Here is a 25,116-nt window from a genome sequence, read left to right on the forward strand (position 1 = left end):
AATACCGTGGAGCAATCTGCGGGAGTTGAAAGTACGGCGAAAACGTAAATACTCAAAATTTGGTCCTGGCCTAGTCCGCTGGGATCGAATCATTCCTTGACGATGTCTGCGAGAGTGGATGTCAAAGTTATAGGGTCAAGTGAATAAGTGCATGTGGTGGATGCCTTGGCGATTACAGGCGATGAAGGACGTGATAGCCTGCGAAAAGCTTCGGGGAGCTGGCAAATTAGCTTTGATCCGGAGATATCCGAATGGGGAAACCCACCCGCAAGGGTATCGCATGCTCAATACATAGGCATGCGAGGCGAACCCGGCGAACTGAAACATCTCAGTAGCTGGAGGAAAAGACATCAACCGAGATTCCGAGAGTAGTGGCGAGCGAAATCGGAAGAGCCTGCACGTTTTAGCAGTCGACTTATCAGAACGGAATGGAAAGTCCGGCCACAGCGGGTGATAGCCCCGTATGGAAAAAGTTGACTGTGGAACTGGGCGTGCGACAAGTAGGGCGGGACACGTGAAATCCTGTCTGAAGATGGGGGGACCATCCTCCAAGGCTAAATACTCGTAATCGACCGATAGTGAACAAGTACCGTGAGGGAAAGGCGAAAAGAACCCCGGGAGGGGAGTGAAATAGATCCTGAAACCGCATGCATACAAAAAGTAGGAGCCTCGCAAGGGGTGACTGCGTACCTTTTGTATAATGGGTCAGCGACTTACATTCAGTGGCAAGCTTAACCGTGTAGGGAAGGCGTAGGGAAACCGAGTCCGAATAGGGCGATTGAGTCGCTGGGTGTAGACCCGAAACCAAGTGATCTATCCATGGCCAGGATGAAGGTGCGGTAACACGCACTGGAGGTCCGAACCGACTAGTGTTGCAAAACTAGCGGATGAGCTGTGGATAGGGGTGAAAGGCTAAACAAACTTGGAAATAGCTGGTTCTCTCCGAAAACTATTTAGGTAGTGCCTCAAGTATTACCGTCGGGGGTAGAGCACTGTTATGGCTAGGGGGTCATGGCGACTTACCAAACCATTGCAAACTCCGAATACCGACGAGTACAGCTTGGGAGACAGAGCACCGGGTGCTAACGTCCGGACTCAAGAGGGAAACAACCCAGACCGCCAGCTAAGGTCCCTAAGATTGGCTAAGTGGGAAACGAAGTGGGAAGGCTAAAACAGTCAGGATGTTGGCTTAGAAGCAGCCATCATTTAAAGAAAGCGTAATAGCTCACTGATCGAGTCGTCCTGCGCGGAAGATGTAACGGGGCTCAAGCCAGTCACCGAAGCTGCGGATTTGCAATTTATTGCAGATGGTAGGAGAGCGTTCTGTAAGCCTGTGAAGGGAGCTTGTGAAGGCTGCTGGAGGTATCAGAAGTGCGAATGCTGACATGAGTAGCGTTAAAGGGGGTGAAAAGCCCCCTCGCCGTAAGCGCAAGGTTTCCTACGCAACGTTCATCGGCGTAGGGTGAGTCGGCCCCTAAGGCGAGGCAGAGATGCGTAGCTGATGGGAAACAGGTCAATATTCCTGTACCGATGTGTAGTGCGATGTGGGGACGGAGAAGGTTAGCTCAGCCAACTGTTGGATATGTTGGTTCAAGCCTGTAGTCATGGCCCTTAGGCAAATCCGGGGGTCTTAGATGAGGGGTGATAAGGAGTCTGCTTGCAGACGAACTGAGTGATACCCTGCTTCCAGGAAAAGCCACTAAGCTCCAGCTACACACGACCGTACCGCAAACCGACACTGGTGCGCGAGATGAGTATTCTCAGGCGCTTGAGAGAACTCTGGAGAAGGAACTCGGCAAATTGACACCGTAACTTCGGAAGAAGGTGTGCCTTTAGTAGGTGAACCATTGACTTGGGGAGCCCAATGAGGTTGCAAAGAATCGGTGGCTGCAACTGTTTAATAAAAACACAGCACTCTGCAAAGACGAAAGTCGACGTATAGGGTGTGACGCCTGCCCGGTGCTGGAAGATTAAATGATGGGGTGCAAGCTCTTGACTGAAGTCCCAGTAAACGGCGGCCGTAACTATAACGGTCCTAAGGTAGCGAAATTCCTTGTCGGGTAAGTTCCGACCTGCACGAATGGCGTAATGATGGCCACACTGTCTCCTCCAGAGACTCAGCGAAGTTGAAATGTTTGTGATGATGCAATCTCCCCGCGGAAAGACGGAAAGACCCCATGAACCTTTACTGTAGCTTTACATTGGACTTTGAACAGATCTGTGTAGGATAGGTGGGAGGCTTTGAAACCTGGTCGCTAGATCAGGTGGAGCCAACGTTGAAATACCACCCTGGTGTGTTTGAGGTTCTAACCTTGTCCCGTTATCCGGGATGGGGACAGTGTATGGTGGGCAGTTTGACTGGGGCGGTCTCCTCCCAAAGTGTAACGGAGGAGTTCGAAGGTACGCTAAATACGGTCGGAAATCGTGTTGATAGTGCATTGGCATAAGCGTGCTTGACTGCGAGACTGACAAGTCGAGCAGGTACGAAAGTAGGACAAAGTGATCCGGTGGTTCTGTATGGAAGGGCCATCGCTCAACGGATAAAAGGTACTCTGGGGATAACAGGCTGATACCGCCCAAGAGTTCATATCGACGGCGGTGTTTGGCACCTCGATGTCGGCTCATCTCATCCTGGGGCTGTAGCCGGTCCCAAGGGTATGGCTGTTCGCCATTTAAAGAGGTACGTGAGCTGGGTTTAAAACGTCGTGAGACAGTTTGGTCCCTATCTTCCGTGGGCGCTGCAGATTTGAGGAAGCCTGCTCCTAGTACGAGAGGACCGGAGTGGACGCACCTCTGGTGTACCGGTTGTCACGCCAGTGGCATCGCCGGGTAGCTATGTGCGGAAGAGATAACCGCTGAAAGCATCTAAGCGGGAAACTCGTTTCAAGATGAGATCTGCCGGGGCCTTGAGCCCCCTGAAGAGTCGTTCTAGACCAGGACGTTGATAGGCTGGGTGTGGAAGCGCAGTAATGCGTTAAGCTAACCAGTACTAATTGCTCGTGAGGCTTGACCCTATAACTTTGAGATCACTAACCTGATCGTCAAAGATGGAGTAATACGTGAACCGTACTGCTCTGGCAACGCAATCAATTATCGATTCGACTCTATGAATTCGCCAATGACCCGAGGAATCTCATTCCGTCTGGTCTTGGCAGCCCGTTACGCCTGACGACCATAGCGAGGTGGTCCCACTCCTTCCCATCCCGAACAGGACAGTGAAACGCCTCAGCGCCGATGATAGTGCGCATTCGCGTGTGAAAGTAGGTCATCGTCAGGCTTCTATTAATCCAAGCCCCCTTCCTCTCGCGAGGTAGGGGGCTTGGTATTTTGGGCGGCAGAATTCGTCTTCAATTGGTGAGCGTCCAGCCACACCACCGTGAGCGTCTGGCGGCGCCATCTTGACGCGCTGTCTGATTGCTGGAAGATGTTCGGCCGTTGCCGGTCGCTGTGCTGCGGCCGGGCTGGGCGATCAGGCTGGTTGCCCGCGATGAGACAGCAGGTCTTCGATGCGCGAAGCTGGGTGGCGATGGATGCGCGCCAGCAAGTCGCGCAGGTAGGTCCAGGGATCGATTTTGTTGAGCTTGGCCGACGTACGTATTCACCCCCCGGTATTGCCCCCTCCCGTCAAGCCGGTGAAGTTCGGATGAGCGGCGGGGCCAAGCGCGGCAAAGTGGCGAGATGGATTCGCAACCCACGCCCGACGAGCCCGGCAACACCACCGTGCCCCCGAAGCCGCAGACGCTGGCGCAATGCCACGCGGTGATCGACGCGCTGGGCCTGCAGATCGCGCAGTTGCGTGAGCACATGAACGCGCTGCAGGAGCGACTCAAGCTGAACTCGCGCAACTCGTCCAAGCCACCGTCCTCGGACGGGCCGGGCTCGGGTGGCAACCGGGCGCAGCGGCGCGCCAGCGGGCGTACTCGCGGGGCGCAACCCGCTGGAGGAGTTGCTGCTGGTGGCCTTCGCAGGCGTGGCCAGCGGGGCCGAAGACTGGGTCAGCGTGGCCGAATGGGGCCAGATCAAGCTCGACTGGCTGCGCCGCTTCCTGCCGCTCGCCGATTGCCTCGCACGACACCTGTGCGATGGGCCGACCTACACGTATCCCCCTCATGGGGGTGTCGATGCCCACCTAAGGGTGATGGCCATTTGCGCGTTTCGATCGCAAGATGAACGCCACACCTTCAGGAGCTCACCATGAATCAGCGCCCAGTCGTTCCGGTCTTCTCCAGTGCGATGCGTCACCTGCCGATGCGTCTGCTGGTCGAGCCGATGGAAGTGGATGCCGCGTTGGCGCGCCTGATGCCGCCCGTCGTTGTTGCCGGGGTGGTCGGTTCGAATCCTGCGAGGGAGACGGACATCGATTGGATGTGGACCGAAACGGGCCCCGGTGCGGTCGAAGTCACCGAGCATCTGTTGCCCGACGGGATCGATTTCCTGCAGTTCCACGCACTGCTGAGTGGTGTGGAACGCTGACGGCTCGTGATCCGTCGGGCTGCTCGTCGCTCGGGCGCGTCAGGCCAGCCGGCCGTTGCGGAAATCCTCGACAGCCTGAAAGATCTCCTGCTGCGTGTTCATGACGAACGGGCCGTACTGCGCAATCGGTTCACCCAGCGGCCGCCCGGCGATCAGCAGGGCGCGAGTCGGCTCTTGCCCGGCCTGCAGGCGCACACCATCACTGTCGGCTGCATTGCCGAGGATGGCCATGCGCTGCATCGGCACTTCGGTGGTGCTGCCGGGTGCGCCGATGCTCAGTTGGCCGCGGTAGACGTACACGAAGGCGTTGTGTTGCGCCGCCAGCGGCTGCTCGAAGCTCGCGCCTGGCTCCAGATGCAGATCGAGATAGAGTGGCTCGGTGGTCTCGCGCTGCATCGCACCCTCGACACCGTGGCTGCGGCCGGCGATCACCCGGACCCGCACGCCCGGCAGTTCAAGCTCCGGGATCTGCTGGCTGCCGATGTCGCGATACCAGGCCGGGCGCATCTTGTCGCGCGCCGCCAGGTTGAGCCAGAGCTGGAAGCCTTCCATGCGGCCCTCTTCCTGCTCGGGCAACTCGCTGTGGATCACGCCCCGCCCGGCGGTCATCCACTGAACGCCGCCGTTGCTCAGCAGGCCTTCGTTGCCGGCTGAATCGCGGTGGCGCATGCGCCCGGCGATCATGTAGGTGACGGTCTCGAAGCCCCGGTGCGGATGATCCGGAAACCCGCCGATGTAGTCCGCCGCCTCGTCGCTGCCGAAGGCGTCGAGCATCAGAAATGGATCGAGCCGGCGCTGCAGGTTCTGCGTCAGGACCCGCGTCAGCTTGACGCCCGCGCCGTCACTGGTCGGTTGCCCGACGATCAGGCGTTCGACCTGGCGTGGCTGCTGCAGCGCGGCTTGCGAGGCATCGGAACGAGGTTGGCTGGACAGGTTCATGCGCGATCTCCGTTCTTGTCATCCGTCAAACACGCGGATTGTGCTGCGCCGGCAGCGGATCTGCCGGCGCGGCCGACCGGTTCAGGCCGGCGGTCAGGCCGTTGCAGTGCCGAGTTGCAGCAGCGCGGCGATCTGTTCGCGGGCCTCGGCCACGCCTTGTGCGCTGGCCTCCGGGCCCATGCCCTGGCGCTCGGCGTAGATGAACTCGACGTCGGTCATGCCCAGGAAGCCCAGCACCTGGCGCAGATACGGCACCTGGTTGTCCGACGCCTGGTCGCGGTAGACGCCCCCTCGCGTCAGGACCACATGCACGCGCTTGCCCTTGAGCAGACCTTCGGGGCCGTTCGCGGTGTACTGGAACGTCACCTTCGCGCGCGCAATCGCGTCGATCCAGTTCTTCAGTTGGGCCGTGATGCCGAAGTTGAACATCGGTGCTGCGATCACCACCACGTCGGCGGCCTGGATCTCGGCGATCAGCGCGTCGTCGAGCGCCACGCGTTCGGCCTGGGCTGGCGTGCGCTGGTCGGCAGGCGTGAACAGCGCCTGCAGTGCGGCTTCGTCCAGCACCGGGTGCGGCGTGCGCGCGAGGTCGCGAACCACCACGCTGGCGGTGGGCTCGCCGTCGCGCAGGCGTGCCACCAGTTCGCCCGCGAGCTGGCTCGAGACCGAGCCCACGCCGTTGGCGAAGTTGCGGGCGCTGGAGTTGACTTGCAGGATCTTCATGGGAATTCCTATCGAACTGTTGAATGGGATGTCGTCACTGTATCGATCCGCCAGAGGTTGCAGAAGCCGTCGATCTGGATAAGATCGTTCCACTCATGCAACGAGCGCACCGCCTTGGACCTCCATGCCGACGATCTGATGCTGTTTTCCCGGGTCATCGACGCCGGCAGCCTGAGTGCTGCGGCCAAACGGCTCGAGTGGCCCAAGTCGACCGTCTCGCGCCGGCTGGCGGCGCTCGAGCGGCACTTCGGGGAGCGGCTGGTGCAGCGCAGCACCCGCAAGCTCACGTTGACGGAGTTCGGCCAGGGGGTGCTCGAACACGCCCGGCAGGTGGCCGCCGAAGTCGATGACGCCCAGGCGCTGGCCGCCCACCGCCAGCAGCGCCCGAGCGGCCGCCTGCGGGTGTCGATGCCGGGCGACGTCGCGACCCAGGTGCTGGGCGACATCCTGTCCGAGTTCATGGCGGCCCATCCGGCGATCGCGCTCGAGATGGACCTGTCGCCGCGCCGCGTCGACCTGATCGCCGAGAACTTCGACCTGGCCGTGCGCATGGGCGAACTGCAGGACGAGGCGCTGCTGAGCGCCCGCCGCCTGGCCGCGTTCACCGCCGGCCTGTACGTGGCACCGAGCTATCTGGCGCGCCATGGCCCGATCGTGCACCCGACCGATCTGGCGCGGGCGGACGGCCTGCTCCTGCTGGGCCGCGGCGGCGATGCCCGGCCGTGGCAGCTGCATGAAAGTGCCGGCGACGGCCACTGGACCGGCTTGCCCGTCACCCGCGCCACGGCCAACTCGCCCGAACTGCTGATCCAGCTCGCCCGCGCCGGTCGTGGCGTCACCGCGGTGTCGGACCTGTACGCTGCGCCGGCCGTGCGCACCGGCGCCCTGGTGCGCGTGCTGCCGGATTGGTGCCTGCCGTCGGTCACCGCCTGGGCGGTGTTTCCCGAGCGCCGGCTGATGCCGGCTCGCACCCGGGTCTTCATCGACGCGCTGCTGGTTGGCCTGGCGAAGCGCTGCGCCGGCCATCGCGGTGAAACCGATCCGCCAGCGGTCGTGCCTGCCGATGCGTCCGGCGCTGGCTCGCCAGGTGAGCCAGCGGCGCCGTAGGCTGGCGGGCATGACCTCGAATCCCGCCACCGAGTCCCCCGGACTCGCAATCTCTGCCGCGCCGATGCCGTCGATCACCACCACGCACCGGCGCCGCCTGCGTGCCATCTGGCGTTCGGCGGGCTGGCCCAGCCACGACATCGTCGACGCCGAGCTGCTGGCGGCCGGCCTGCTCGAACGCCGCGAGGACGTGAACGGCCGCACCACCTTGCGCGTCACCGACGCCGGCGTGCATGAACTGGTGCGCACGGCCGAAGGGCATCGCAGCGCGCGCAGCGCCCACGACGCGCTGGTGTCGCGCGTGGCGGCCACGCTGGCCCGCGACGGCCGCATCGCCTGGTGCGGCCTGAGCTTGCGGGCCTGGGTGACCACGCCGCAGGCGGATCAGCCGGCCGACGCCGTGCCCGACGGGCGCTGGCAGATGGCGATGCCCGACGTCTATTCGGTGCGCCAGACCAGCGTCGCCGCCTATCTGCTGCCGGTGGTGCACGAGATCAAGGTCAACCGGGCCGATCTGCTGGCCGATCTGCGCCAGGTGGCCAAGCGCACGGCGTACCGGCAGATGGCCGGCGCGCTGTTCTACGTGCTCGGCGAAGGGGTGGGCGATGTCGACGACATTCCGCCCGAATGTGGCGTCATCCGGGCCCACGGGGCGATCGGCTCGCATGCCCGCCACGCCGGCGAGCCGGTGCAGCTCGAGGTGCTGCGCAATGCGCCGACCCGCGCGATGGACGAGCCGGCCGGTCTGCCGTTCGCGATCTGGATGGCGCTGGCGCGGCTGACGCCGCAGGGCCTGCCGGACGATCCGCAGCTGCCGCTGATCGACGACGCGCCCTCGGTGCCGCCCGTCGACGCCTGACCGGCGCGTGCGCCTCAGGTGGCGGGCAGCAGGGTGTCGAGCCCACCTTGCAGGGCGCTCCACCAGCGGCTGCGCGGATCGCGTGCACGCCCCGCGACTTCACGTGCGCCGCCGCCCCAGCCGATGTGGCTGCGCACCGCCACGCCACGCTGGCGGGCGACATAGAGCAGGCCTTGCTTGGGCTGTTCCTGGCGCAGCTCGATGGCGCAGCGAACGCCGCCCGACAGCAGCATGCCGAGCGCCTGATCCGCCAGCAGGGGGTCGTGCGAGATCAGGCTGACCTGCGCGCTGCGGCGCTTCGCCGTCGACCCGGCGGCCAGCAGCCTGGCCAGGGCCAGGAAACGTGCGCCGACCGTCTGGCGGCTGATGCGCCCGGCGGTGAACGCCGCGCCGCTGCAGTCGAACGCCGGCCAGTCGTGCTCGAGCCGCACCCGCAGGCCCCAGTCGAGTGCCCGTCGGGCATCGTCGAGACTGCGGTCTCGGCTGGCCAGCAGGCTCAGCCCGAGCCGGGCGTGATGCACCTCCTGCAGATCCATCAGGCAGGCCATCGCCTCGTCGGCGGTTTCGAGTCCACCGTGCTCGAACAGCACCGGCATGGCCAGCGCATCGGCATGGCGGAGCACCTCGTGCAGCAGGCCGCGGTCATGGCCCAGCGCGGCGGGCTGGACCAGCAGCTGCGCCCGCGGCGTCAACCGGGCCGATTCATCCAGTGCCTTGCGATAGGCATCGGCCACTTCACGGTGGCTGGCGCCGCCGGGCGGCGTGAACGCCAGGGTGACGCCGATGCGCCAGCGCGCCAGGCGCTGCGCGTGGCACAGCGCCTGCGACAGGGCGGTCGACTGGCGTCGATCCGACAGCGCGAACGGCGCGCTGAGGTCGCCCGGCCGGGCCGAGAACGCCGGCTCCGCGGCAGCGCATTCGGTGCTTTCCAGGGCAGAAAGCGTCTCAGGGGCTGCAGGGAACTGCGGCCGGGCGTCAGCGTGCATCGGGGGTCTCCGGGCGGAGCCGTTGGCGGGTTGACTGCAACATTCATCAACAACTGTGATGAATTGTGCAGGTTGTCCGCCCACGCTAGCAAGCGGCAGGCCCGGATCCTCGGGTTTTCGATCAGGCGTTACTTGATCAGGCCTTCGGCCTTCATCGCCGCGATCACGGCCGGGCGGGCGGCGATGCGCGCGCGAAACGCCATCAACCGGGGCAGCCCGGAGATGTCCACGCCCACGTACTGGCCCCAGCCCGAGACCACGAACAGGTAGATGTCGGCCACGCTGTACTGCTCGCCGAGCAGGTAGCTGCGGTCGGCGAGCTGCTCGTCGACATAGGCCAGGCGGGCGAGCAGGCGATTGCGCGCGATCGGCTTGTAGTCGTCGGGCGTGTCGGGGGCGAACAGCGGCGAGAAACCCTTGTGCAGCTCGCTGGTGATGAAGTTCAGCCACTCCATCAGCTTGTAGCGCTCGATCGTGCCGGCCGCCGGGGCCAGGCCGCTGGCGGGCGCCTGGTCGGCGATGTACTGCACGATGGCCGGTCCTTCGGTGATCTGGGTGCCGTCGTCGAGCGCCAGCATCGGCACCTGGCCCTTCGGGTTGATGGCCAGGTAGTCGCTGCCGTCGGCCAGCTTCTTGGTCTTGGTGCTGGCGAGCACCAGTTCGAACGGCAGGCCGGTCTCGCGCAGGGCGATGTGGGGCGACAGCGAGCAGGCGCCGGGGCTGTAGTAGAGCTTCATCGATGATCTCTCTGATGGGGTTGTCGGGGTGCGTCCGACGGCCACGGGTCGACCGCCGGACGGCCTTGTACGCTACACGGTTTCGGCCCCGGCCGGCGAGGCCTGCGATCTGCAAGGGCCTGCGCAGCCGACCTGCCGATCCCCGAGCCGCAACCGGACCTGCCGATGACCCGCCCCATCCTCCCGAGCCAACAGATCCATCCCGCCGTGCGCGAGCGGGTGGCGCGCCTTCACGCCGACATCATTGCGCAGGTGCAGGCGGCCATCGAGGCCCATCCGGTGGTGGTGATCGGCATGTCGGGCAACCCGTTCCCGCGCAAGGCCCGGCGCCTGCTCGACGCCGCCGGCATCGCCCACCACGACCTCGATTTCGGCAGCTACCTGAGCCAGTGGAGACGCCGCAATGCACTGAAGATGTGGACCGGCTGGCCGACCTTTCCGATGGTCTTCGTGCACGGCCAGCTGGTCGGCGGCGCCAGCGACCTGCAGCGCCTGCTGGCCAGCGGCGAACTCGCGCTGATGCTGCGGCAGCCCGACCGGGCATGAGCGCCGTGCGCCGGGCGCTTTCGTGGTGCGCTCGGGCGTGCGCAAAGTCCGAACGGGTGCGTCCGACGGAGCTGCGCCATCGAGGTGCATGAGGCAAGCTGACGCTCGAGAACCTCCTCCCTCCGCCGAACCGGGATCCCGCCATGACCTTGCCCTCCGAACTGCGCAACCTCGACGTCGACCTGCCAGCCAGCCCGCGGGTGCTGGTGGAACTGCTCGCGCTGCTGCAGGACGGCGAGGTGCCGCTGGCTGCGGTCGCACAGTTGATCGAGTCGGACATGGCGCTGGCGTCGGCCGTCGTGCGCACCGTCAACTCGGCGATGTTCGGCCTGCTGCGACGGGTGCAGACGGTCGGCGAGGCGGTGCGTTACCTCGGCACCGACGAGGTGGTGGCGATCACCTACGAGAGCGCCTTGCGCGCGGCCTTCCCGCCCACGCCCGCGCTCGACGCGGTGTGGTCGCACGCCTCTCGCGCCGGCCTGCTGATGGGCCGCTCGGCGCAGGCGCTGGGACTGGATGCGCTGCAGGCGCACACCGCGGGCCTGTTCGCGCGCTGCGGTCAGGCGGTGCTGCTGGTCAAGGTGGCGCAGCCGTATGCGGCGCTGCTGGCCGCGGCCCGGGGCGATCGCCAGGCGCTGGTGCAGGCCGAGCAGAAGACCTTCGGCATCAACCACGCCGCCCTCGGCAGCGCGTTGTGTGCGGCCTGGGGCCTGGCGCCGGATGTCGTCAAGTACGTGCGCGAACACGTGCGCCCGCCGGGCCAGTGGGCCGAGCTCCAGACCCCGGTGCGCCGCCTGCTCGGTCTGGGGGCGGTCGTCGAGGCCCTGCTGGCCGACGCCAGCGTGAGCGTGGCCGATGTGGCCGCCGCGGTCTCGCCCGGCAGCGGTTGCGGCCCGGCCGATCTGGTGGCCGCGGTGCAGCCGTCGTGGCGGCGTCTGCAGGCGGTCGACGCCTGATCCGGATCCCCCCGCAAGCACCCGGTGGGCACGCCGCTTGCCAGTGCTTGCACTTCAAGGCCGCAGCAGTATGCTGGGCCACAGCCTTCCAGGAGCAGCTTGAATGGCCCGCGATGTTCCCTCCACGCCCAACCACATCCGCCTGACGTCCCACCCGGGCCAGGGCACCACCGGTGCGCCGGCCATCCAGTGGGGCGCGGCCGATCCGCTGCTGCGCGGCCCGATCGTCGGCAGCACCGTCAACCGCAGCCAGCGCAACGTCATCGGCACCCACAGCGGCAGCTACGGCGTCTACCGGGCCCTCGCCGTGGCGGCCGGCTCGCTCGAACGCGGCCACCGCACCGATCTCACCAACACCTCGCCGACCGACGTCATCGGCCCACACCCGCAGTGGGCCGATCCGCACAAGATCGTCTCGATCGACCCGTGGGGTGCGATGGTGGCGCGGGTCTACGCCGACTACATCGAACAGGGCTACGACATCCGCCCGACGCTGGCCGTCACGCGGGCCCACATCGACCTGCCCGAGATCCGCCAGGCGATGGCCTTCGGTCGCCTGAAGGCCGACGGCGAGGTGCTGCTCGAAAACGGCTCGGCGGTGGTGACCAAGGTGGCGGTCGAGCCGGTCTGGTGGCTGCCGGGCGTGGCCGAGCGCTTCAAGGTCAGCGAGGGCGAACTGCGCCGCACGCTGTTCGAGGAGACCGGCGGCATGTACCCCGAGCTGGTGACGCGCAGCGACATCGAGGTGTTTTTGCCGCCGATCGGCGGGCAGACGATCTACATCTTCGGCAACCCGCAGGACCTGGCCAACCCAGCGGTCACGCTGACCGCGCGGGTGCACGACGAGTGCAACGGCTCCGACGTGTTCGGCTCCGACATCTGCACCTGCCGCCCCTACCTGACGCACGCGATCGAGGAATGCATCGCCGGCGCGCAGAGCGTGGCGCACGGTGGGCGCGGCGGCGTCGGCCTGATCGCCTACAGCCGCAAGGAGGGCCGGGCGCTCGGCGAAGTCACCAAGTTCCTGGTCTACAACGCGCGCAAGCGGCAGGTCGGCGGCGACTCGGCCGACAAGTATTTCCTGCGCACCGAGTGCGTGGCCGGCGTGCAGGACATGCGTTTCCAGGAGCTGATGCCCGACGTGCTGCACTGGCTGGGCATCCGCAAGATCCACCGGCTGGTCAGCATGAGCAACGACAAGTACGACGCCATCACCGGCAGCGGCATCGAAGTGGGCGAGCGCGTCAAGATTCCCGACTCGCTGGTGCCCGCCGATGCGCGGGTCGAGATCGAGGCCAAGATCGCAGCCGGGTATTTCACCGACGGTTCGGTGCCCGACGAGGCGCAGCTGGCGGCCGTCAAGGGCCGCGGCCTGAGCTGAGGGCGCCGCGATGAGCGCGCACCTCCACGCCGCCGGTGACGCGACGGCCACGCCGCCCGCCAGCCTGGCCGATGCATTGCGCACGCTGCGCCAGCCGGCCACCATCCGCCAGCGCTGCACGGCCATCACGCTGGCCGCCAGCCAGGGCGAATCGGCCCACTTCACGATCGACCGCAGCCGCCTCGCCGCGGTGGCGATGCGCATCGCCACCCTCACGCGGGCGCGTTTTCCGAGCCTGACGATCCCGTATCACAGCCGCTGGCGCCACTTCGAGGCCGGCGGGGTCGACCGCAAGGATCAGCTCGACGCCCGGCTGGCCGGCCGCAGCCACGTCGCGGTGGCGCGCTCGCGCATCGACCTGGCGCTGATCAGCGTGCTGCTCGACGCCGGCGCGGGCCCGGATTGGCGTTATCTGGAGGCCGCGACCGGGCTGCATTTCACGCGCAGCGAAGGCCTGGCCGTGGCCAGTTTCGACGCCTTCATGGCCGGGCGGTTTTCAAGTGATCCGGGCGATCCCTACCGGGTCGACGCGGTGGCGCTGCTCAAGCTGCAGGCCGATGATCTGCGCGCGGTCTTCCAGGTGCGTGACGACAACCCGCTGGTCGGGCTCGACGGCCGCGCCGCCTTGCTGCGCAGCCTCGGCGCGGCGCTGCGTGCGCAGCCGCAGGTCTTCACCACCGTCGGCCAGCCCGGCCATCTGTTCGACGCGCTGACGCACCACCGCCACGCCCCGGCGCTCAACCACCACCATCCACAGCCGGGTGGGCACCACCACCAGGTCGGCGCGGCGCGCATCCTGGGCGCCTTGCTCGACGCTTTCAGCGCGATCTGGCCGAGCGGCCAGTGGCTCGTGTCGGGTGATCAGCGCGTGCCGCTCGGCGACGCCTGGCCGCATCCCGCCGCCGGCGGCAGCGGCCCGAGCGCCGGCTGGGTGCCGTTCCACAAGCTGTCGCAGTGGCTGACGTATTCGCTGCTCGAACCCTTCGAGTGGGCCGGCGTGCAGGTCACCGGGCTCGACGAACTGACTGGCCTGCCCGAATACCGCAACGGCGGCCTGCTGCTCGACGCCGGCGTCATCGTGCCGCGCGACCCGGCGTTTGCGGCCTCGCCGCGCACGCCGGCCGACCCGTGGGTGATCGAGTGGCGCGCACTGACCGTGGCGCTGCTCGACGAACTCGCGCCGCTGGTGCGCGCCGAACTCAGCGTCACCGCCGAACAGCTGCCGCTGGCCTGCATCCTCGAAGGTGGCAGCTGGGCCGCCGGCCGGCAGATCGCCGCCGAACGCCGCCTCGGCGGGCCGCCGCCGCTGGCCATCGTCAGCGACGGCACCGTCTTCTGATCTCCGATTTCTGCCCCCGCTCCGGAACAAGGAACCGCTCTCATGACTTCGCCCCAGGTCCACGTCGTCGGCCACCCGCTCGTCCAGCACAAGCTCACGCTGATGCGCCAGAAGGACCTTTCCACCAGCAGCTTCCGGCGCCTGCTCGAGGAGATCAGCCTGTTGATGGCCTACGAGGTCACGCGCGACATGCCGACCCGGCTGATCGAGATCGAGACCCCGCTCGAGACCATGCGCAGCCCGGTGATCGAAGGCCGCAAGACGGTGTTCGTGGTGATCATGCGCGCGGGCAGCGGTTTCCTCGACGGCATGCTGCAGGTGGTGCCGGGCGCGCGGGTGGGCCACATCGGCCTGTACCGCGACCCGAAATCGCTGATCGCGGTCGAGTACTACTTCAAGATGCCGCACGACATGCCCGAGCGCGACGCCATCGTGCTCGATCCGATGCTGGCCACCGGCAACTCGGCGGTGGCGGCGGTCGAGCGGCTCAAGGAGACGCGGCCGCGCTCGATCCGTTTCGTCAGCCTGCTCTCAGCACCCGAGGGGCTCGCGCACTTCCACGCCCACCATCCCGACGTGCCGGTCTACACCGCGGCCGTCGACCGGCAGCTCAACGAGCACGGGTACATCGTGCCGGGCCTGGGCGACGCCGGCGACCGGATGTTCGGCACCAAGTGAAGCCTGACATGACGGCGGCAGCGCCGGGCTGAAGCTGTCGGCGCGGGCGCGCGGCCAGTCGCGCGCGAACACCGCATCCGGCCAGGGGCCTTCACCCCGCTCGGCCGCCAGCACGGCGCCGGGCGGCACGTCGATCAGCCGGTCGGCCAGCGAGCCGACCGCATGGCGGCCGACATGGCGCTGGATGTGCGCCGGGCGGATCTCGTCCGGATGGCTCAGGCCGGCGGCCTGCAGCAGTTCTTTCAGCGCCTCCAGCGTGTAGCGGTGGAAGCGTTCGACGCGCTCGATCTTGTCGGGCATCACCCGTGCGCGCGGCTCGTGCCCGGCCCGTCTGGCGACGCCGGTCGGGCAGGCGCCGGCATGGCAGTCCTGCACCTGGATGCAGCCGAGCGCGAACATGAAGCCGCGTGCCGAGCTGCACCAGTCGGCGCCGAGCGCCATCACGCGGGCGATGTCGAAGGCACTCGCCACCGGGGTGATGCAGCCGATGCGGATGCGCTCGCGCAAGCCCGTGCCGACCAGCGTGTCGTGCACCAGACGCAGGCCGGCCGGCCCGGCCCGATCGAGCGGCGTGGTGCCGTTGTCGTCCTGCAGGCCGTCGACGACGATGAAATCGGGTGTCATGTGGGTGTGCCGCATCGCCTTGACCAGCGAAAACCACGCCAGCGGGTGGCCGGTGCACCACCGGATGCCCACCGGCTTGCCGCCCGAGAGCCGGCGCAGCCGCTCGATGAACAGCATCAGCTCGACCGGATGGCCGAAGGCGCCGCCGCCGGGGTCGGGCCATCGGTCCGGGCCGAGCGTGATCTCGATCATCCGGACCTGCGGCGCGGTGGCCTGTTCGGCAAACCGCACCGGATCGAAGCGGCCCAGCTCGTCGCGGCAGCCGACGTGCCCCGGGCCGATCTGCCAGATCAGGTCGCCGCCGTGCACCCGGTGCTGCGCGCTGATCGGGCCTTCGCTGGTGCCGTGGGCAAAGCCGCCGCGCCTGGCCGCGCCGCCGAGGGCCAGGATCGCGTCGGCCGACAGCGTGTCGGCGCTCGACGCATGGAGGTTGAAGACCGATGCGCGATACGGCTGGCGGCACGACGCCGCGCTGCCGATCAGCACCCGGAAGTCGTGGCCTGCGAGCGTGCTCGGCGTCGTCGCACGCCTCATCCACTCGTGGCCGCAGGCCGGCGCGTCGTGCGGGCTGCCCAGCGAGCAGGGGGCGCTGTCGATGAGGCGGTGGCGCTCCGGGCGCAGCCATTCGAGCAGGACGGGGAAATGGCGATCCAGGTGGCGATCCAGGGCGAGCAACCAGCCAGGCATGTCGACCTCCGCGGCGATCAGGGCATCGGGGATACCGGTGTGCATCGATGCTAGGCCGCACAGGCGTGGCGCCAAGGCTGCATGTGGGTGGGCGGCAGGGCCCAGTTCTGCGTTTTCGGGCCTCGATCCGGCCCTGGTTTTGCGGGATCGGGAGCCCCATTGTGGAAAAACGCGCACTCTGTCGCAGTCATCTCGAACAGTCGTTTGCATACTGAGCACCTCCACGAGCAACAGGTCCGGCCGTCATGCCCGGGGCTGCACAAAAACCAGGGATAGCCATGAACCGACTCCTCAGCCTCGATGAACTCGACACCGCCTGCGTGGCGCAGTGGCGCGAAGGCGCGCTCGATGCGTGTCGTGACACCGCTCGCCAGATGCGTGAACGCGCCATCGAGAGCGGTGATCTGGGCCAGGAGGCGCGTGCCGAACTGCATCTGGCGCTGTGCGATCAGCGCGAGGCGCGTTTTGCGCCGGCGCTGGCGGCTGCACGCCGGGCGGCGGCGCTGAGCCGGGTGGCGGGCGACACCGAGTTCGAGGTCGAGGCGCTGGCGCTGGTCTGTGCGGCCGGCTCGGTGCTCGGCCAGCCCGATGGCGCGCTCGAGGCGGGCTGCCTGGCGCTGCAGCTCGCCACCCAGTGCCCCGGCACGCTGGCGGCGGTGCAGGCCACCGACGTGCTCGGCCTGGCGCAGGCCTGGCTCGGCCAGACCGATGCGGCGCGCAACTGCTTCGCCAGCGGCGCCGGCCAGGCGCGGGCCGCTGGGCGGATCGACTGGGAGGCGCACCTGCTGATCCACGCCGCCTTCGCCGAAACCCTGATGCTGGCCATGCAGTGGGATGCGGCCGCCGGCCTGCCGACGCCAGCCCAGCGCCGCAGCGTCGAACAGGCGCTCGATGCCGCCCTGGCGCGCTGCGAAGTGACGCCCGGCGTGATGGCCGGCAACACCCAGCGCGGCGGCCGTTTCCTGCTCGGCTGGGTGCAGCTGATGCTGGCCTGCTGGCGCGGTGACGTGGCCCAGGCCGACGGCCAGCTCGGTGCCCTGCAGCCGAGGCCGCAGCATGAGCGGGCCTGGCTGGACCTGCTGGTGGCCTGGGCCGGCGTCGCGATCGCCGCGTCGCGTCGCGACTGGCCGCAGGTCGAAACCCAGGCCGCCCGGATGCTCGACGAATCCCGGCAGATGGGTCATCAGCCACTGGCCGAACAGGCCCGCCGGCTGCTGCTCGTGGCGCTGGCACGGCCCGGTCGCATGCGGCAGGGCTCGGCGGCCTTGCAGGCGCTGCAGGGCCGGCCGGCTGCGGCGGACGTCGACGCGCAGGCCCTGCGTCAGGACATGGCGAGCTTCGAGCTGCGCCTGCGTGACCTGAACAAGCGCCCGATCGGCCTGCCGGCCTGGCGCCGCGAAGACAGCCTGACCGGCCTGGCGAGCCGCGAACATTTCCAGGCCCAGGCCGACGAGCTGCTGCAGCGCGCCGACCCGGCCCGCGCGCAGGTCTCGGTGCTGGTGCTGGCGCTCGACCCCGGCCAGGTGCTGGCCGCCCATCACAGCCCGCTGGTGCGCGACCGCGTGCTGTGCACGCTGGCGGCGCTGCTGCGGCAGGTGCTGCGGGCCGGGGACCTGCCGGCGCGCTGGAGCCACGACGAACTCGGCGCCCTGCTGCAGCGCGCCAGCGGCGACGACGCGGCGCGGGCCGGCGAGCGGGTGCTGGCGACCGTGCGGGCCTACGACTGGTCCGGCATCTCGCCCGGCCTGGAGGTGCGGGTCTGCCTGGGCCACGCCAGCGCGCGGGTCGGTGACACACTCGACGCCATGATGCGGCGCTGCGAGTCGGCCCGCTTCGCCAGCCTGCGGCGCGAATACCGCCGCCTGCCGGACGCCGCCTGAGCCGCCGCGGGCACGATGCCTGCAAGGGGTGGCACAGGCTTCTTGTTCCACCCCGAATCACGCCGCCATGCCCGCCAACCCGACGCTCATCACCAACGCCAGCCTGCCCGACGGGCGCAGCGCCCAGGACGTCCTGATCGACGCCGGCCGCATCGTCGCGGTCGGCCCGCAACTGCCGAGCCCGGACGGCGCCGAGCGGATCGACGCCCAGGGCTGGCTGCTCAGCCCGCCCTTCGTCGACGCCCATTTCCACATGGACGCCACGCTCAGCCACGGCCTGCCGCGCGTCAACCGCAGCGGCACGCTGCTCGAAGGCATCGCGCTGTGGGGCGAGTTGAAGCCGCTGCTGACGCAGGAGGCGCTGATCGAGCGCGCGCTGCAGTACTGCGACTGGGCGGTGGCGCGCGGGCTGCTGGCGATCCGCAGCCACGTCGACATCTGCGACGACCGGCTGCTGGCGGTCGAGGCGCTGACCGAGGTGCGCCGGCGGGTCGCGCCCTACCTCGACCTGCAGCTGGTGGCGTTCCCGCAGGACGGCGTGCTGCGCGCGCCGACCGCGCTGGCCAACCTGAAGCGCGCGCTCGACCTGGGTGTCGACGTGGTCGGCGGCATCCCGCATTTCGAGCGCACGATGGCCGACGGCGCCGAGAGCGTGCGGCTGCTGTGCGAGCTGGCCGCCGAGCGCGGCCTGCGCGTCGACATGCATTGCGACGAGAGCGACGACCCGCTGTCGCGCCACATCGAGACGCTGGCGTTTCAGACTCAGCGCCTGGGGCTGCAGGGCCGCGTCACCGGCTCGCACCTGACCTCGATGCACTCGATGGACAACTACTACGTCTCCAAGCTGATCCCGCTGATCGCCGAGGCGCAGGTGCACGCGGTGGCCAATCCGCTGATCAACATCACGCTGCAGGGCCGCCACGACACCTACCCCAAGCGCCGCGGCATGACACGCGTGCCCGAGCTGATGGCCGCGGGCGTCAACGTCGGTTTCGGTCACGATTGCGTGATGGACCCGTGGTACTCGCTCGGTTCGGCCGACATGCTCGAAGTGGCGCAGATGGGCCTGCACGTGGCGCAGATGACCTCGCAGGCGCAGATGCAGGCGTGTTTCGACGCCGTCACGGTCAACAGCGCGCGCATCCTCGGGCTGCAGGATTACGGCCTGGCGCCCGGCTGCCACGCCGATCTGGTGCTGCTGCAGGCGCGTTCGCCGATCGAGGCGATCCGCCTGCGCGCCAACCGGCTGTGGGTGATGCGGCGTGGCCAGGTGATCGCCCGCAATGCGCCGGTCGAAACCCGTCTGTCCCTGCCCGGACGGCCGGCCCGGACCGATTGCACCTTGATGCGCGGATGAACCGGTCGAGCGCTGGCTTTGACTCGGTGTCTGGCTAGAATGATTTTGACCAATTGATGATGGGTTGAGAGCCCTTCGAGCACTGCCCATGAGACTGATCGCATCCCTCACCAGCCCCTACGCCCGCAAGGTGCGCATCGTGCTGGCCGAGAAGAAGCTCGAGTACAAGCTCGAGCTTGACGACCCCTGGTCGGCGCAGCCGCAGGTCGCGTCGCACAACCCGCTGGGCAAGGTGCCTTGCCTGTTGCTCGATGGCGGCGATGCGCTGTTCGATTCGCGCGTGATCGTCGAATACGTCGACACCCTGTCGCCGCTCGGCCGCCTGATCCCCGAGCGCGGCCGTGAGCGCGCCGAGGTGCGCACCTGGGAGGCGCTCGCCGATGGCGTGGTGGACGCCGCGGTGGCTGCGCGCCTCGAAGCCGTCTGGCCCGGTCGCACCGATGCCGAACGTTGCCAGGCCTGGATCGACCGCCACATCGACAAGGTGCAGGCGGGCGTGGCGGCGATGGCCAGGGACCTGGGCGAACAGGCCTGGTGCTGTGGCCTGCACCTGTCGCTGGCCGACATCGCGGTCGGCTGTGCCTTGTCGTACCTGGATTTCCGTTTCCCGGACCTGGCCTGGCGCACGCAATATCCCAATCTGGTGCGCCTGGTCGACAAGCTCGGCCAGCGCCCCAGCTTCGTCCAGACCCAGCCGCCGACCGCCTGAGGCCGTTCAGGCCGGTGCCAGCTGCAGCACCAGTTCGGCGCACCAGCCGTTCGCGTCGATGCCGATCTCGAGTTGCGCGCCGAGTTGCGTCGCGTGGCGCTGGGCCATCGCCAGTTCGTGGCCATGCGAGGCGGGCTGCCGCGCCGGGCCGGTGCTGGTGCGGCCGGTGTCGATGACCGCCATCCGCAGGTGCGAGCCGGTTTCGCCGTGCAGCAGGTCGAGTTCGAGGCGCACCTGGCCCGGTTCGGACGCGTGGCGCAGCACCTCGTCGAGGGCGTCCTGGGCGATCGCCAGCAAGCCCCGGGTCGTGTCCGCGGTCAGGCGCAGCGTGTCCACGCCCGTGCCGCGCGCCCAGCGCAGCGTCAGGCCGACCGCCACCAAGGACCGCGCAGCCTGTTGATGCCAAGGCGCGAAGGCGTCGACGAACCGTGCTTGATGAGCGTCCAGGCGCGACGGCGTGAGCGGGTCGACGGGGGCCCGCCAGACGCGCCGGTTCAGCAGCAGACCGGCGGCGGCCCGCAGCAGCGCGTGCATCGTCGCCGACATCCCGCGGCCCCGCATCACCGCCATGCCCGCCGCGGATGGCGGCGTGTGCCGTGCGGCGGACCCGGGCTCCAGCGCGGGAGGGTGTGCCATGTGCATCGCGGGATGTGTCGGATAACGGGGAAGGTGGCTCGTGTGATGGTTCACGTTGCGGGCCGGTTCGACAGCGCGAACCGGCAGCAAACGTGAAAATTTTCCGGCTCCCCCTTGACGTCGCCCATCCCGGAGATGTGGGGTGGCACCCGCCTGGAGGGCGGCGCCCCCGGGATGCGGGGACGGCAAATGAACGGCGCTACACTGGCCGGACAGCGCCGATTTGATCCGGCTTGCGGGCGCTCTAGAAATGCCGCTAAAGAGGTACACCCGATCAATCCGGTGTCGGCCTCTCGACGGCGCCGCCGGGTTTTTTGCTTTTCGGGATCCATGGTGACACTCGGCCACGTCACGGCCCAGCAGATGTCCTTCAGCGACGCGCTGCCGCTGCGCAGCGGCGCCGCCTTGCGCGACTACACGCTGGTCTACGAAACCTACGGCACGCTCAACGCCGACCGCAGCAACGCGGTGCTGGTGTGCCACGCGCTCAACGCCAGCCACCACGTCGCCGGCACCTACGCCGACAGCGACCGCAGCGAAGGCTGGTGGGACAACCTGATCGGCCCCGGCAAGCCGCTGGACACCAACCGGTTCTTCGTCATCGGCGTCAACAACCCGGGTTCGTGTTTCGGCTCGACCGGCCCGACCCATCCCAATCCCGCCACCGGCCGGCCCTACGGCGCCGATTTTCCGGTCGTGACGGTCGAGGACTGGGTCGACGCCCAGGCCCGCCTGCTCGACGGCCTCGGCATCGAGCGGCTGGCCGCCGTGATCGGCGGCAGCCTGGGCGGCATGCAGGCGCTGAGCTGGACGCTGCGCCATCCGGCGCGGGTCGGCCACGCGCTGATCATCGCCAGCGCGCCCAACCTGTCGGCGCAGAACATCGCCTTCAACGAGGTGGCGCGCCGGGCCATCATCACCGACCCCGATTTCCACGCCGGCCACTTCTACGCCCACGGCGTGGTCCCGAAGCGCGGCCTGCGGGTGGCGCGCATGATCGGTCACATCACCTACCTCAGCGACGACTCGATGGAGGCCAAGTTCGGCCGCGCCCTGCGCAGCGCCGAGCTGGCCTACAGCACCCAGGAGATCGAGTTCCAGATCGAGAGCTACCTGCGCTACCAGGGCGACAAGTTCAGCGAGTACTTCGACGCCAACACCTACCTGCTGATCACCCGTGCGCTGGATTATTTCGACCCGGCACGCGAGTTCGGCGGCAACCTGAGCGCGGCGCTGGCCGTCGCACGGGCGAAGTTCCTGGTCGTCAGCTTCACCACCGACTGGCGCTTCTCGCCGCTGCGCTCGCGCGAGATCGTCAAGGCGCTGCTCGACAACCGCCGCGACGTCAGCTATGCCGAGATCGCGGCCCCGCACGGCCACGATGCCTTCCTGCTCGACGACCCGCGCTATCACGGCGTGCTGCGGGCCTATTTCGAGCGTGTCGCCCAGGAGCTGCCCCGATGATCCGGCGCCAGACGGTGGAAACCATCGCCCAGCTCGTGCCGCACGGCAGCCGGGTGCTCGACCTCGGCTGCGGCGGCGGCGGACTGCTGGAAATGCTGTGCCGCGAGCGTGGCTGCAGCGGCTACGGCGTCGAGCTCGACGATGCCAAGCTGCTCGACTGCGTCAAGCGCGGCGTCAACGTCATCCAGCGCAACCTCGAGGAGGGGCTGTCGATCTTCGAGGACAACAGCTTCGACGTCGTGCTGCAGCTCAACACGCTGCAGAACCTGCGCAACACCGAGGCGATGCTGCGCGAGACCGCGCGCGTGGGCCGCATCGGCATCGTCAGCTTCCCCAACTTCGCGCACTGGCCGAACCGGCTCAGCGTGCTCAAGGGCCGCATGCCGGTGACCAAGGCGCTGCCCTACCAGTGGTTCGACACGCCCAACATCCGGGTCGGCACCTTTGCCGACTTCGAGGTGCTGGCCGGCCAGTGCGGGCTGCGTGTGCTCGAGGCCTTCGGCCTGCACGACGGCCAGGTGGTGCGGCGCTGGCCGAACCTGATGGCCAGCACCGCCGTCTTCAAGTTCGAGCGCGGCTGAGCCGCAGCGGCTGCGCCGTGACGTCCGTCACGGCCAGAGCGTGTGCAAATGTTGCCCGCGGTGTCGCCGTGCGGCCGCTGTATCCGCGCCCCCGTGCCACGACCCGGCCGGGCAACCGAGGCCGAAACCGCGGCCGTGCGGCTGGCCTGACGCCGCAGCGGATCGTGCAAATCCTTACACAAGGAAACCTGCGCGTCGCGGGGCTGTCACACCATCGCGTCACGCTGTCGAGGTGCCACCTGGTGCGCAGTCTCGACCCACGCGCCGTGCCACGGGCCGGGCGTCGATCGGCGTCACGATGACATCCACGCCGATGTCGCGCACAACATCAGAGGAGTACCCATGGTTCTGTCTTCGCCGCTGCATTCCCGTCCCGAATCGACATCGATCCCCCGTGAGCCGGCCGCCAGGCGGTCGCGCGAGGAGGTGGCCGGCATCTCGATGCCGTGGCGCTGCTGGTTGACCGGCTGCATGGCGGTGGTGATGCTGGCGGCCGGCGATGCACGGGCCGAGGACTTCGGCCAGGACCGCCGCCAGACCCACTACTCGACCACCGAGACGATGGCGCGGGTGGTGGCCAGCGCGCAGGCTCGCGGCCTGTCGGTGGTGGCGCGCATCCCGATGCCCGGGCAGCACGTCGAGTGGCTGGTGCTCGGCCCCAGCCCCGACGAGACGGCCGTGATCCAGCACGCCGGCGATGCCACCATCGACCTGCCGCTGACGCTGCAGATCAGCCAGACCGAAGACGGCGGCGCCGAGGTGCGGTTCCACGACGCCAGCATGCCCGGCGCGCACAGCCTGTCCGACGACCTGCGCGAGCGCATGGACGCCTTGCCCGGCCTGCTCGACGACGCCCTGGCGGTGCACTGACGCCCGCGCCGGGGTCGGGCGCTGCGGCCTAAACTGCCGCATCCCCAGCCGCCCCAGGAGCCCCGCATGAACGCACCCGAGCGCCACCCCGTTCTCGACCCCTCCGCGCTCGGCGCCAGCCTGGCGCAAACGTGGGACGCCGACATCCTGCCCGAGCTGCGCGACTACATCGCCGTGCCCGCCAAGAGCCCGATGTTCGATCCGCAGTGGCTCGAAAACGGCCACATCGAGGCGGTGGTGCGGCGCGCCGCGCAGTGGGTCGAGGCCCGCCGCGTCGCCGGCCTGACGCTCGAAGTCATCCGCCTGACCGACGCCGCCGGCCAGCCGCGCACGCCGGTGGTCTTCTTCGAGGTGCCGGCCACCCGGCCCGAGCCCGACGCCGGCGCCGCGCCCACCGTGCTGATGTACGGCCACCTCGACAAGCAGCCCGAGTTCAACGGCTGGCGCAGCGACCTCGGCCCCTGGACGCCGGTGGTCGAGAACGACAAGCTTTACGGCCGCGGCGGCGCCGACGACGGCTACGCGATCTACGCCAGCGTGGCGGCGATCGAGGCGCTGCAGGCGCAGGGCGTGGCGCACCCGCGCATCGTCGGCCTGATCGAGACCTGCGAAGAAAGCGGCTCCTACGACCTGCCGGCCTACGTGGATGCGCTGCGCGAGCGCCTGGGCAACGTCAGCCTGGTGGTCTGCCTCGACTCCGGCGCGGGCAACTACGAGCAGCTCTGGCTCACCACCTCGCTGCGCGGCAACGTCACCGGCACGCTCAAGGTCGAGGTGCTGACCGAAGGCATCCACTCGGGCGATGCCAGCGGCGTGGTGCCGTCGAGCTTTCGCGTGCTGCGCCAGCTGCTCGACCGGCTCGAAGACAGCCGCACCGGCCGCCTGCTGCCCGCCAGCCTGCATTGCGAGGTGCCGCCGCACCGCCTTGCGCAGGCGCGCGCCACCGCCGCGCTGCTGGGCGACGAGGTCTGGCGGCGCCTGCCGTGGTCCTGCGGCGCCGACGGCGGCCCGACCCTGCCGACCACCACCGACCCGACCGAGGTGCTGCTCAACCGCACCTGGCGGCCGACGCTGTCGGTCACCGGCGCCGAGGGGTTCCCGGCGGTGGCCCACGCCGGCAACGTGCTGCGACCCTACAGCGCCTTCAAGCTCAGCCTGCGCCTGCCGCCGCTGGTGGATGGGCCGAGCGCCGCGCTCGAACTCAAGCGCCTGCTCGAAGCCGAGCCGCCCTACAACGCCCGCGTCACCTTCGTGCCCGACGGCCGCGCCGGCGCCGAGGGCGCGACCGGCTGGGACGCGCCGCACCTGTCGCCGTGGCTCGAACGCAGCCTCGACGCGGCCTCGATCGCGCAGTTCGGCGCGCCGCTGGGCTACATCGGCCAGGGCGGCACGATCCCCTTGATGAACATGCTCGAACGCGGTTTCCCGCAGGCCCAGATGATGGTCTGCGGCGTGCTCGGCCCCAAGAGCAACGCCCACGGCCCCAACGAGTTCCTGCACCTGCCGTACGCCAGGCGGCTCACCGCCGCCGTGGCGCAGGTGATCGCCGATCACCCGTGAGCTTCGAAGGCGCCTGTCGGCTGC

Annotated in this window: 22 protein-coding genes, 2 rRNA genes, 2 pseudogenes and 1 riboswitch; of the genes and pseudogenes, 19 read left to right on the forward strand and 7 right to left on the reverse strand. The window is 68.2% G+C overall.

Annotated elements, in window-relative coordinates; all coding sequences use genetic code 11:
* Positions 1-133 precede the first annotated feature (133 nt).
* Both LCHO_RS01525 and rrf read left to right on the forward strand, forming a co-directional pair.
* Positions 134-3,014, forward strand: a 23S ribosomal RNA gene (locus LCHO_RS01525).
* A gap of 150 nt (positions 3,015-3,164) precedes the next feature.
* Positions 3,165-3,277 (forward strand): 5S ribosomal RNA (gene rrf / locus LCHO_RS01530).
* Positions 3,278-3,469: 192 nt separating this feature from the next.
* Here the strand turns inward: rrf and LCHO_RS24270 are convergent.
* The gene (locus LCHO_RS24270; RefSeq protein WP_083772794.1) at positions 3,470-3,598 is read right to left on the reverse strand and encodes a transposase domain-containing protein; all 129 of its coding nucleotides are present in this window, start codon (positions 3,596-3,598) and stop codon (positions 3,470-3,472) included.
* A gap of 80 nt (positions 3,599-3,678) precedes the next feature.
* On the opposite strand from LCHO_RS24270, the pseudogene LCHO_RS23830 reads away from it, so the two are divergent.
* From LCHO_RS23830 to LCHO_RS01535, 3 genes and pseudogenes are all read left to right on the forward strand, one after another.
* Positions 3,679-3,924: pseudogene (locus LCHO_RS23830) on the forward strand (DUF6444 domain-containing protein); the annotation flags it as partial.
* On the forward strand, positions 3,884-4,198 hold the full coding sequence (locus LCHO_RS22515) for a transposase family protein (protein ID WP_083772652.1): 315 nt from the start codon (positions 3,884-3,886) through the stop codon (positions 4,196-4,198). The pseudogene LCHO_RS23830 and the gene LCHO_RS22515, both read left to right, overlap by 41 nt.
* The gene (locus tag LCHO_RS01535) at positions 4,195-4,473 is read left to right on the forward strand and encodes a hypothetical protein (protein ID WP_012345341.1); all 279 of its coding nucleotides are present in this window, start codon (positions 4,195-4,197) and stop codon (positions 4,471-4,473) included. The genes LCHO_RS22515 and LCHO_RS01535 overlap by 4 nt, the downstream gene beginning before the upstream one ends.
* 39 nt (positions 4,474-4,512) lie before the next feature.
* On the opposite strand, the gene LCHO_RS01540 is transcribed toward LCHO_RS01535, so the two are convergent.
* Positions 4,513-5,412 (reverse strand): pirin family protein, encoded by a 900-nt coding sequence (locus LCHO_RS01540; RefSeq protein ID WP_012345342.1) that lies wholly within the window; start codon positions 5,410-5,412, stop codon positions 4,513-4,515.
* 93 nt (positions 5,413-5,505) lie between these two features.
* Positions 5,506-6,135: an FMN-dependent NADH-azoreductase gene (locus tag LCHO_RS01545; protein WP_012345343.1), complete on the reverse strand. Its 630-nt coding sequence runs from the start codon at positions 6,133-6,135 to the stop codon at positions 5,506-5,508.
* A 114-nt stretch (positions 6,136-6,249) separates the two neighbouring features.
* Here LCHO_RS01545 and LCHO_RS01550 point away from each other — a divergent pair, with 114 nt between their 5' ends.
* Together LCHO_RS01550 and LCHO_RS01555 are read left to right on the forward strand one after the other, a co-directional pair.
* Positions 6,250-7,242: a LysR family transcriptional regulator gene (locus LCHO_RS01550; protein ID WP_223210486.1), complete on the forward strand. Its 993-nt coding sequence runs from the start codon at positions 6,250-6,252 to the stop codon at positions 7,240-7,242.
* 10 nt (positions 7,243-7,252) lie between these two features.
* Positions 7,253-8,101, forward strand: coding sequence for a hypothetical protein (locus LCHO_RS01555; protein WP_012345345.1), 849 nt, complete (start codon positions 7,253-7,255; stop codon positions 8,099-8,101).
* Between the two features lie 14 nt (positions 8,102-8,115).
* On the opposite strand, the gene LCHO_RS01560 is transcribed toward LCHO_RS01555, so the two are convergent.
* Together LCHO_RS01560 and gstA are read right to left on the reverse strand one after the other, a co-directional pair.
* Positions 8,116-9,087, reverse strand: coding sequence for a hypothetical protein (locus LCHO_RS01560; protein ID WP_012345346.1), 972 nt, complete (start codon positions 9,085-9,087; stop codon positions 8,116-8,118).
* A 128-nt stretch (positions 9,088-9,215) separates the two neighbouring features.
* Complete coding sequence (gene gstA, locus LCHO_RS01565; RefSeq protein WP_012345347.1) at positions 9,216-9,824, reverse strand: glutathione transferase GstA; 609 nt, start codon at positions 9,822-9,824, stop codon at positions 9,216-9,218.
* Positions 9,825-9,989: 165 nt separating this feature from the next.
* Here gstA and LCHO_RS01570 point away from each other — a divergent pair, with 165 nt between their 5' ends.
* The 5 genes from LCHO_RS01570 to upp all read left to right on the forward strand — a co-directional run bounded on the left by LCHO_RS01570 (position 9,990) and on the right by upp (position 14,724).
* Positions 9,990-10,370 carry a glutaredoxin domain-containing protein gene (locus tag LCHO_RS01570; RefSeq protein WP_012345348.1) on the forward strand — a complete coding sequence of 127 codons (381 nt, stop codon included), beginning with the start codon at positions 9,990-9,992 and terminating at the stop codon, positions 10,368-10,370.
* Between the two features lie 143 nt (positions 10,371-10,513).
* The gene (locus tag LCHO_RS01575; RefSeq protein ID WP_012345349.1) at positions 10,514-11,326 is read left to right on the forward strand and encodes an HDOD domain-containing protein; all 813 of its coding nucleotides are present in this window, start codon (positions 10,514-10,516) and stop codon (positions 11,324-11,326) included.
* 103 nt (positions 11,327-11,429) lie between these two features.
* On the forward strand, positions 11,430-12,707 hold the full coding sequence (locus LCHO_RS01580) for a GTP cyclohydrolase II (RefSeq protein WP_012345350.1): 1,278 nt from the start codon (positions 11,430-11,432) through the stop codon (positions 12,705-12,707).
* Between the two features lie 10 nt (positions 12,708-12,717).
* The gene (locus LCHO_RS01585; protein WP_012345351.1) at positions 12,718-14,046 is read left to right on the forward strand and encodes a URC4/urg3 family protein; all 1,329 of its coding nucleotides are present in this window, start codon (positions 12,718-12,720) and stop codon (positions 14,044-14,046) included.
* 42 nt (positions 14,047-14,088) lie between these two features.
* Entirely contained in the window at positions 14,089-14,724 is a 636-nt protein-coding gene (upp, locus tag LCHO_RS22520; RefSeq protein WP_012345352.1) for a uracil phosphoribosyltransferase, read from the forward strand.
* A 228-nt stretch (positions 14,725-14,952) separates the two neighbouring features.
* Here upp and LCHO_RS24230 read toward each other — a convergent pair.
* Positions 14,953-16,245: pseudogene (locus tag LCHO_RS24230) on the reverse strand (glutamate synthase-related protein); the annotation flags it as partial.
* A gap of 68 nt (positions 16,246-16,313) precedes the next feature.
* Between LCHO_RS24230 and LCHO_RS01600 the strand changes: the two are divergent.
* The 3 genes from LCHO_RS01600 to LCHO_RS01610 all read left to right on the forward strand — a co-directional run bounded on the left by LCHO_RS01600 (position 16,314) and on the right by LCHO_RS01610 (position 19,981).
* Positions 16,314-17,915 carry a GGDEF domain-containing protein gene (locus tag LCHO_RS01600; RefSeq protein WP_012345354.1) on the forward strand — a complete coding sequence of 534 codons (1,602 nt, stop codon included), beginning with the start codon at positions 16,314-16,316 and terminating at the stop codon, positions 17,913-17,915.
* A 67-nt stretch (positions 17,916-17,982) separates the two neighbouring features.
* Entirely contained in the window at positions 17,983-19,272 is a 1,290-nt protein-coding gene (locus LCHO_RS01605; RefSeq protein ID WP_012345355.1) for an amidohydrolase family protein, read from the forward strand.
* An 88-nt stretch (positions 19,273-19,360) separates the two neighbouring features.
* Positions 19,361-19,981, forward strand: coding sequence for a glutathione S-transferase N-terminal domain-containing protein (locus LCHO_RS01610; RefSeq protein WP_012345356.1), 621 nt, complete (start codon positions 19,361-19,363; stop codon positions 19,979-19,981).
* A gap of 6 nt (positions 19,982-19,987) precedes the next feature.
* Here LCHO_RS01610 and LCHO_RS21865 read toward each other — a convergent pair whose 3' ends face one another.
* Positions 19,988-20,617, reverse strand: coding sequence for an ATP-binding protein (locus LCHO_RS21865; protein WP_150105396.1), 630 nt, complete (start codon positions 20,615-20,617; stop codon positions 19,988-19,990).
* A 205-nt stretch (positions 20,618-20,822) separates the two neighbouring features.
* Positions 20,823-20,898: riboswitch (SAM riboswitch) on the forward strand.
* A 49-nt stretch (positions 20,899-20,947) separates the two neighbouring features.
* Here LCHO_RS21865 and metX point away from each other — a divergent pair.
* The 4 genes from metX to LCHO_RS01635 all read left to right on the forward strand — a co-directional run bounded on the left by metX (position 20,948) and on the right by LCHO_RS01635 (position 25,092).
* Positions 20,948-22,081 (forward strand): homoserine O-succinyltransferase MetX, encoded by a 1,134-nt coding sequence (metX, locus tag LCHO_RS01620; RefSeq protein ID WP_012345358.1) that lies wholly within the window; start codon positions 20,948-20,950, stop codon positions 22,079-22,081.
* Positions 22,078-22,662 carry a methionine biosynthesis protein MetW gene (gene metW, locus LCHO_RS01625; RefSeq protein ID WP_012345359.1) on the forward strand — a complete coding sequence of 195 codons (585 nt, stop codon included), beginning with the start codon at positions 22,078-22,080 and terminating at the stop codon, positions 22,660-22,662. The genes metX and metW overlap by 4 nt, the downstream gene beginning before the upstream one ends.
* Positions 22,663-23,004: 342 nt before the next feature.
* Positions 23,005-23,532 (forward strand): DUF302 domain-containing protein, encoded by a 528-nt coding sequence (locus LCHO_RS01630; RefSeq protein WP_012345360.1) that lies wholly within the window; start codon positions 23,005-23,007, stop codon positions 23,530-23,532.
* 66 nt (positions 23,533-23,598) lie between these two features.
* Entirely contained in the window at positions 23,599-25,092 is a 1,494-nt protein-coding gene (locus LCHO_RS01635; RefSeq protein ID WP_012345361.1) for a M20 family metallopeptidase, read from the forward strand.
* Positions 25,093-25,116: the final 24 nt, after the last annotated feature.

The sequence above is a fragment of the Leptothrix cholodnii SP-6 genome (genome assembly GCF_000019785.1).
GTDB lineage: Bacteria > Pseudomonadota > Gammaproteobacteria > Burkholderiales > Burkholderiaceae_C > Sphaerotilus > Sphaerotilus cholodnii.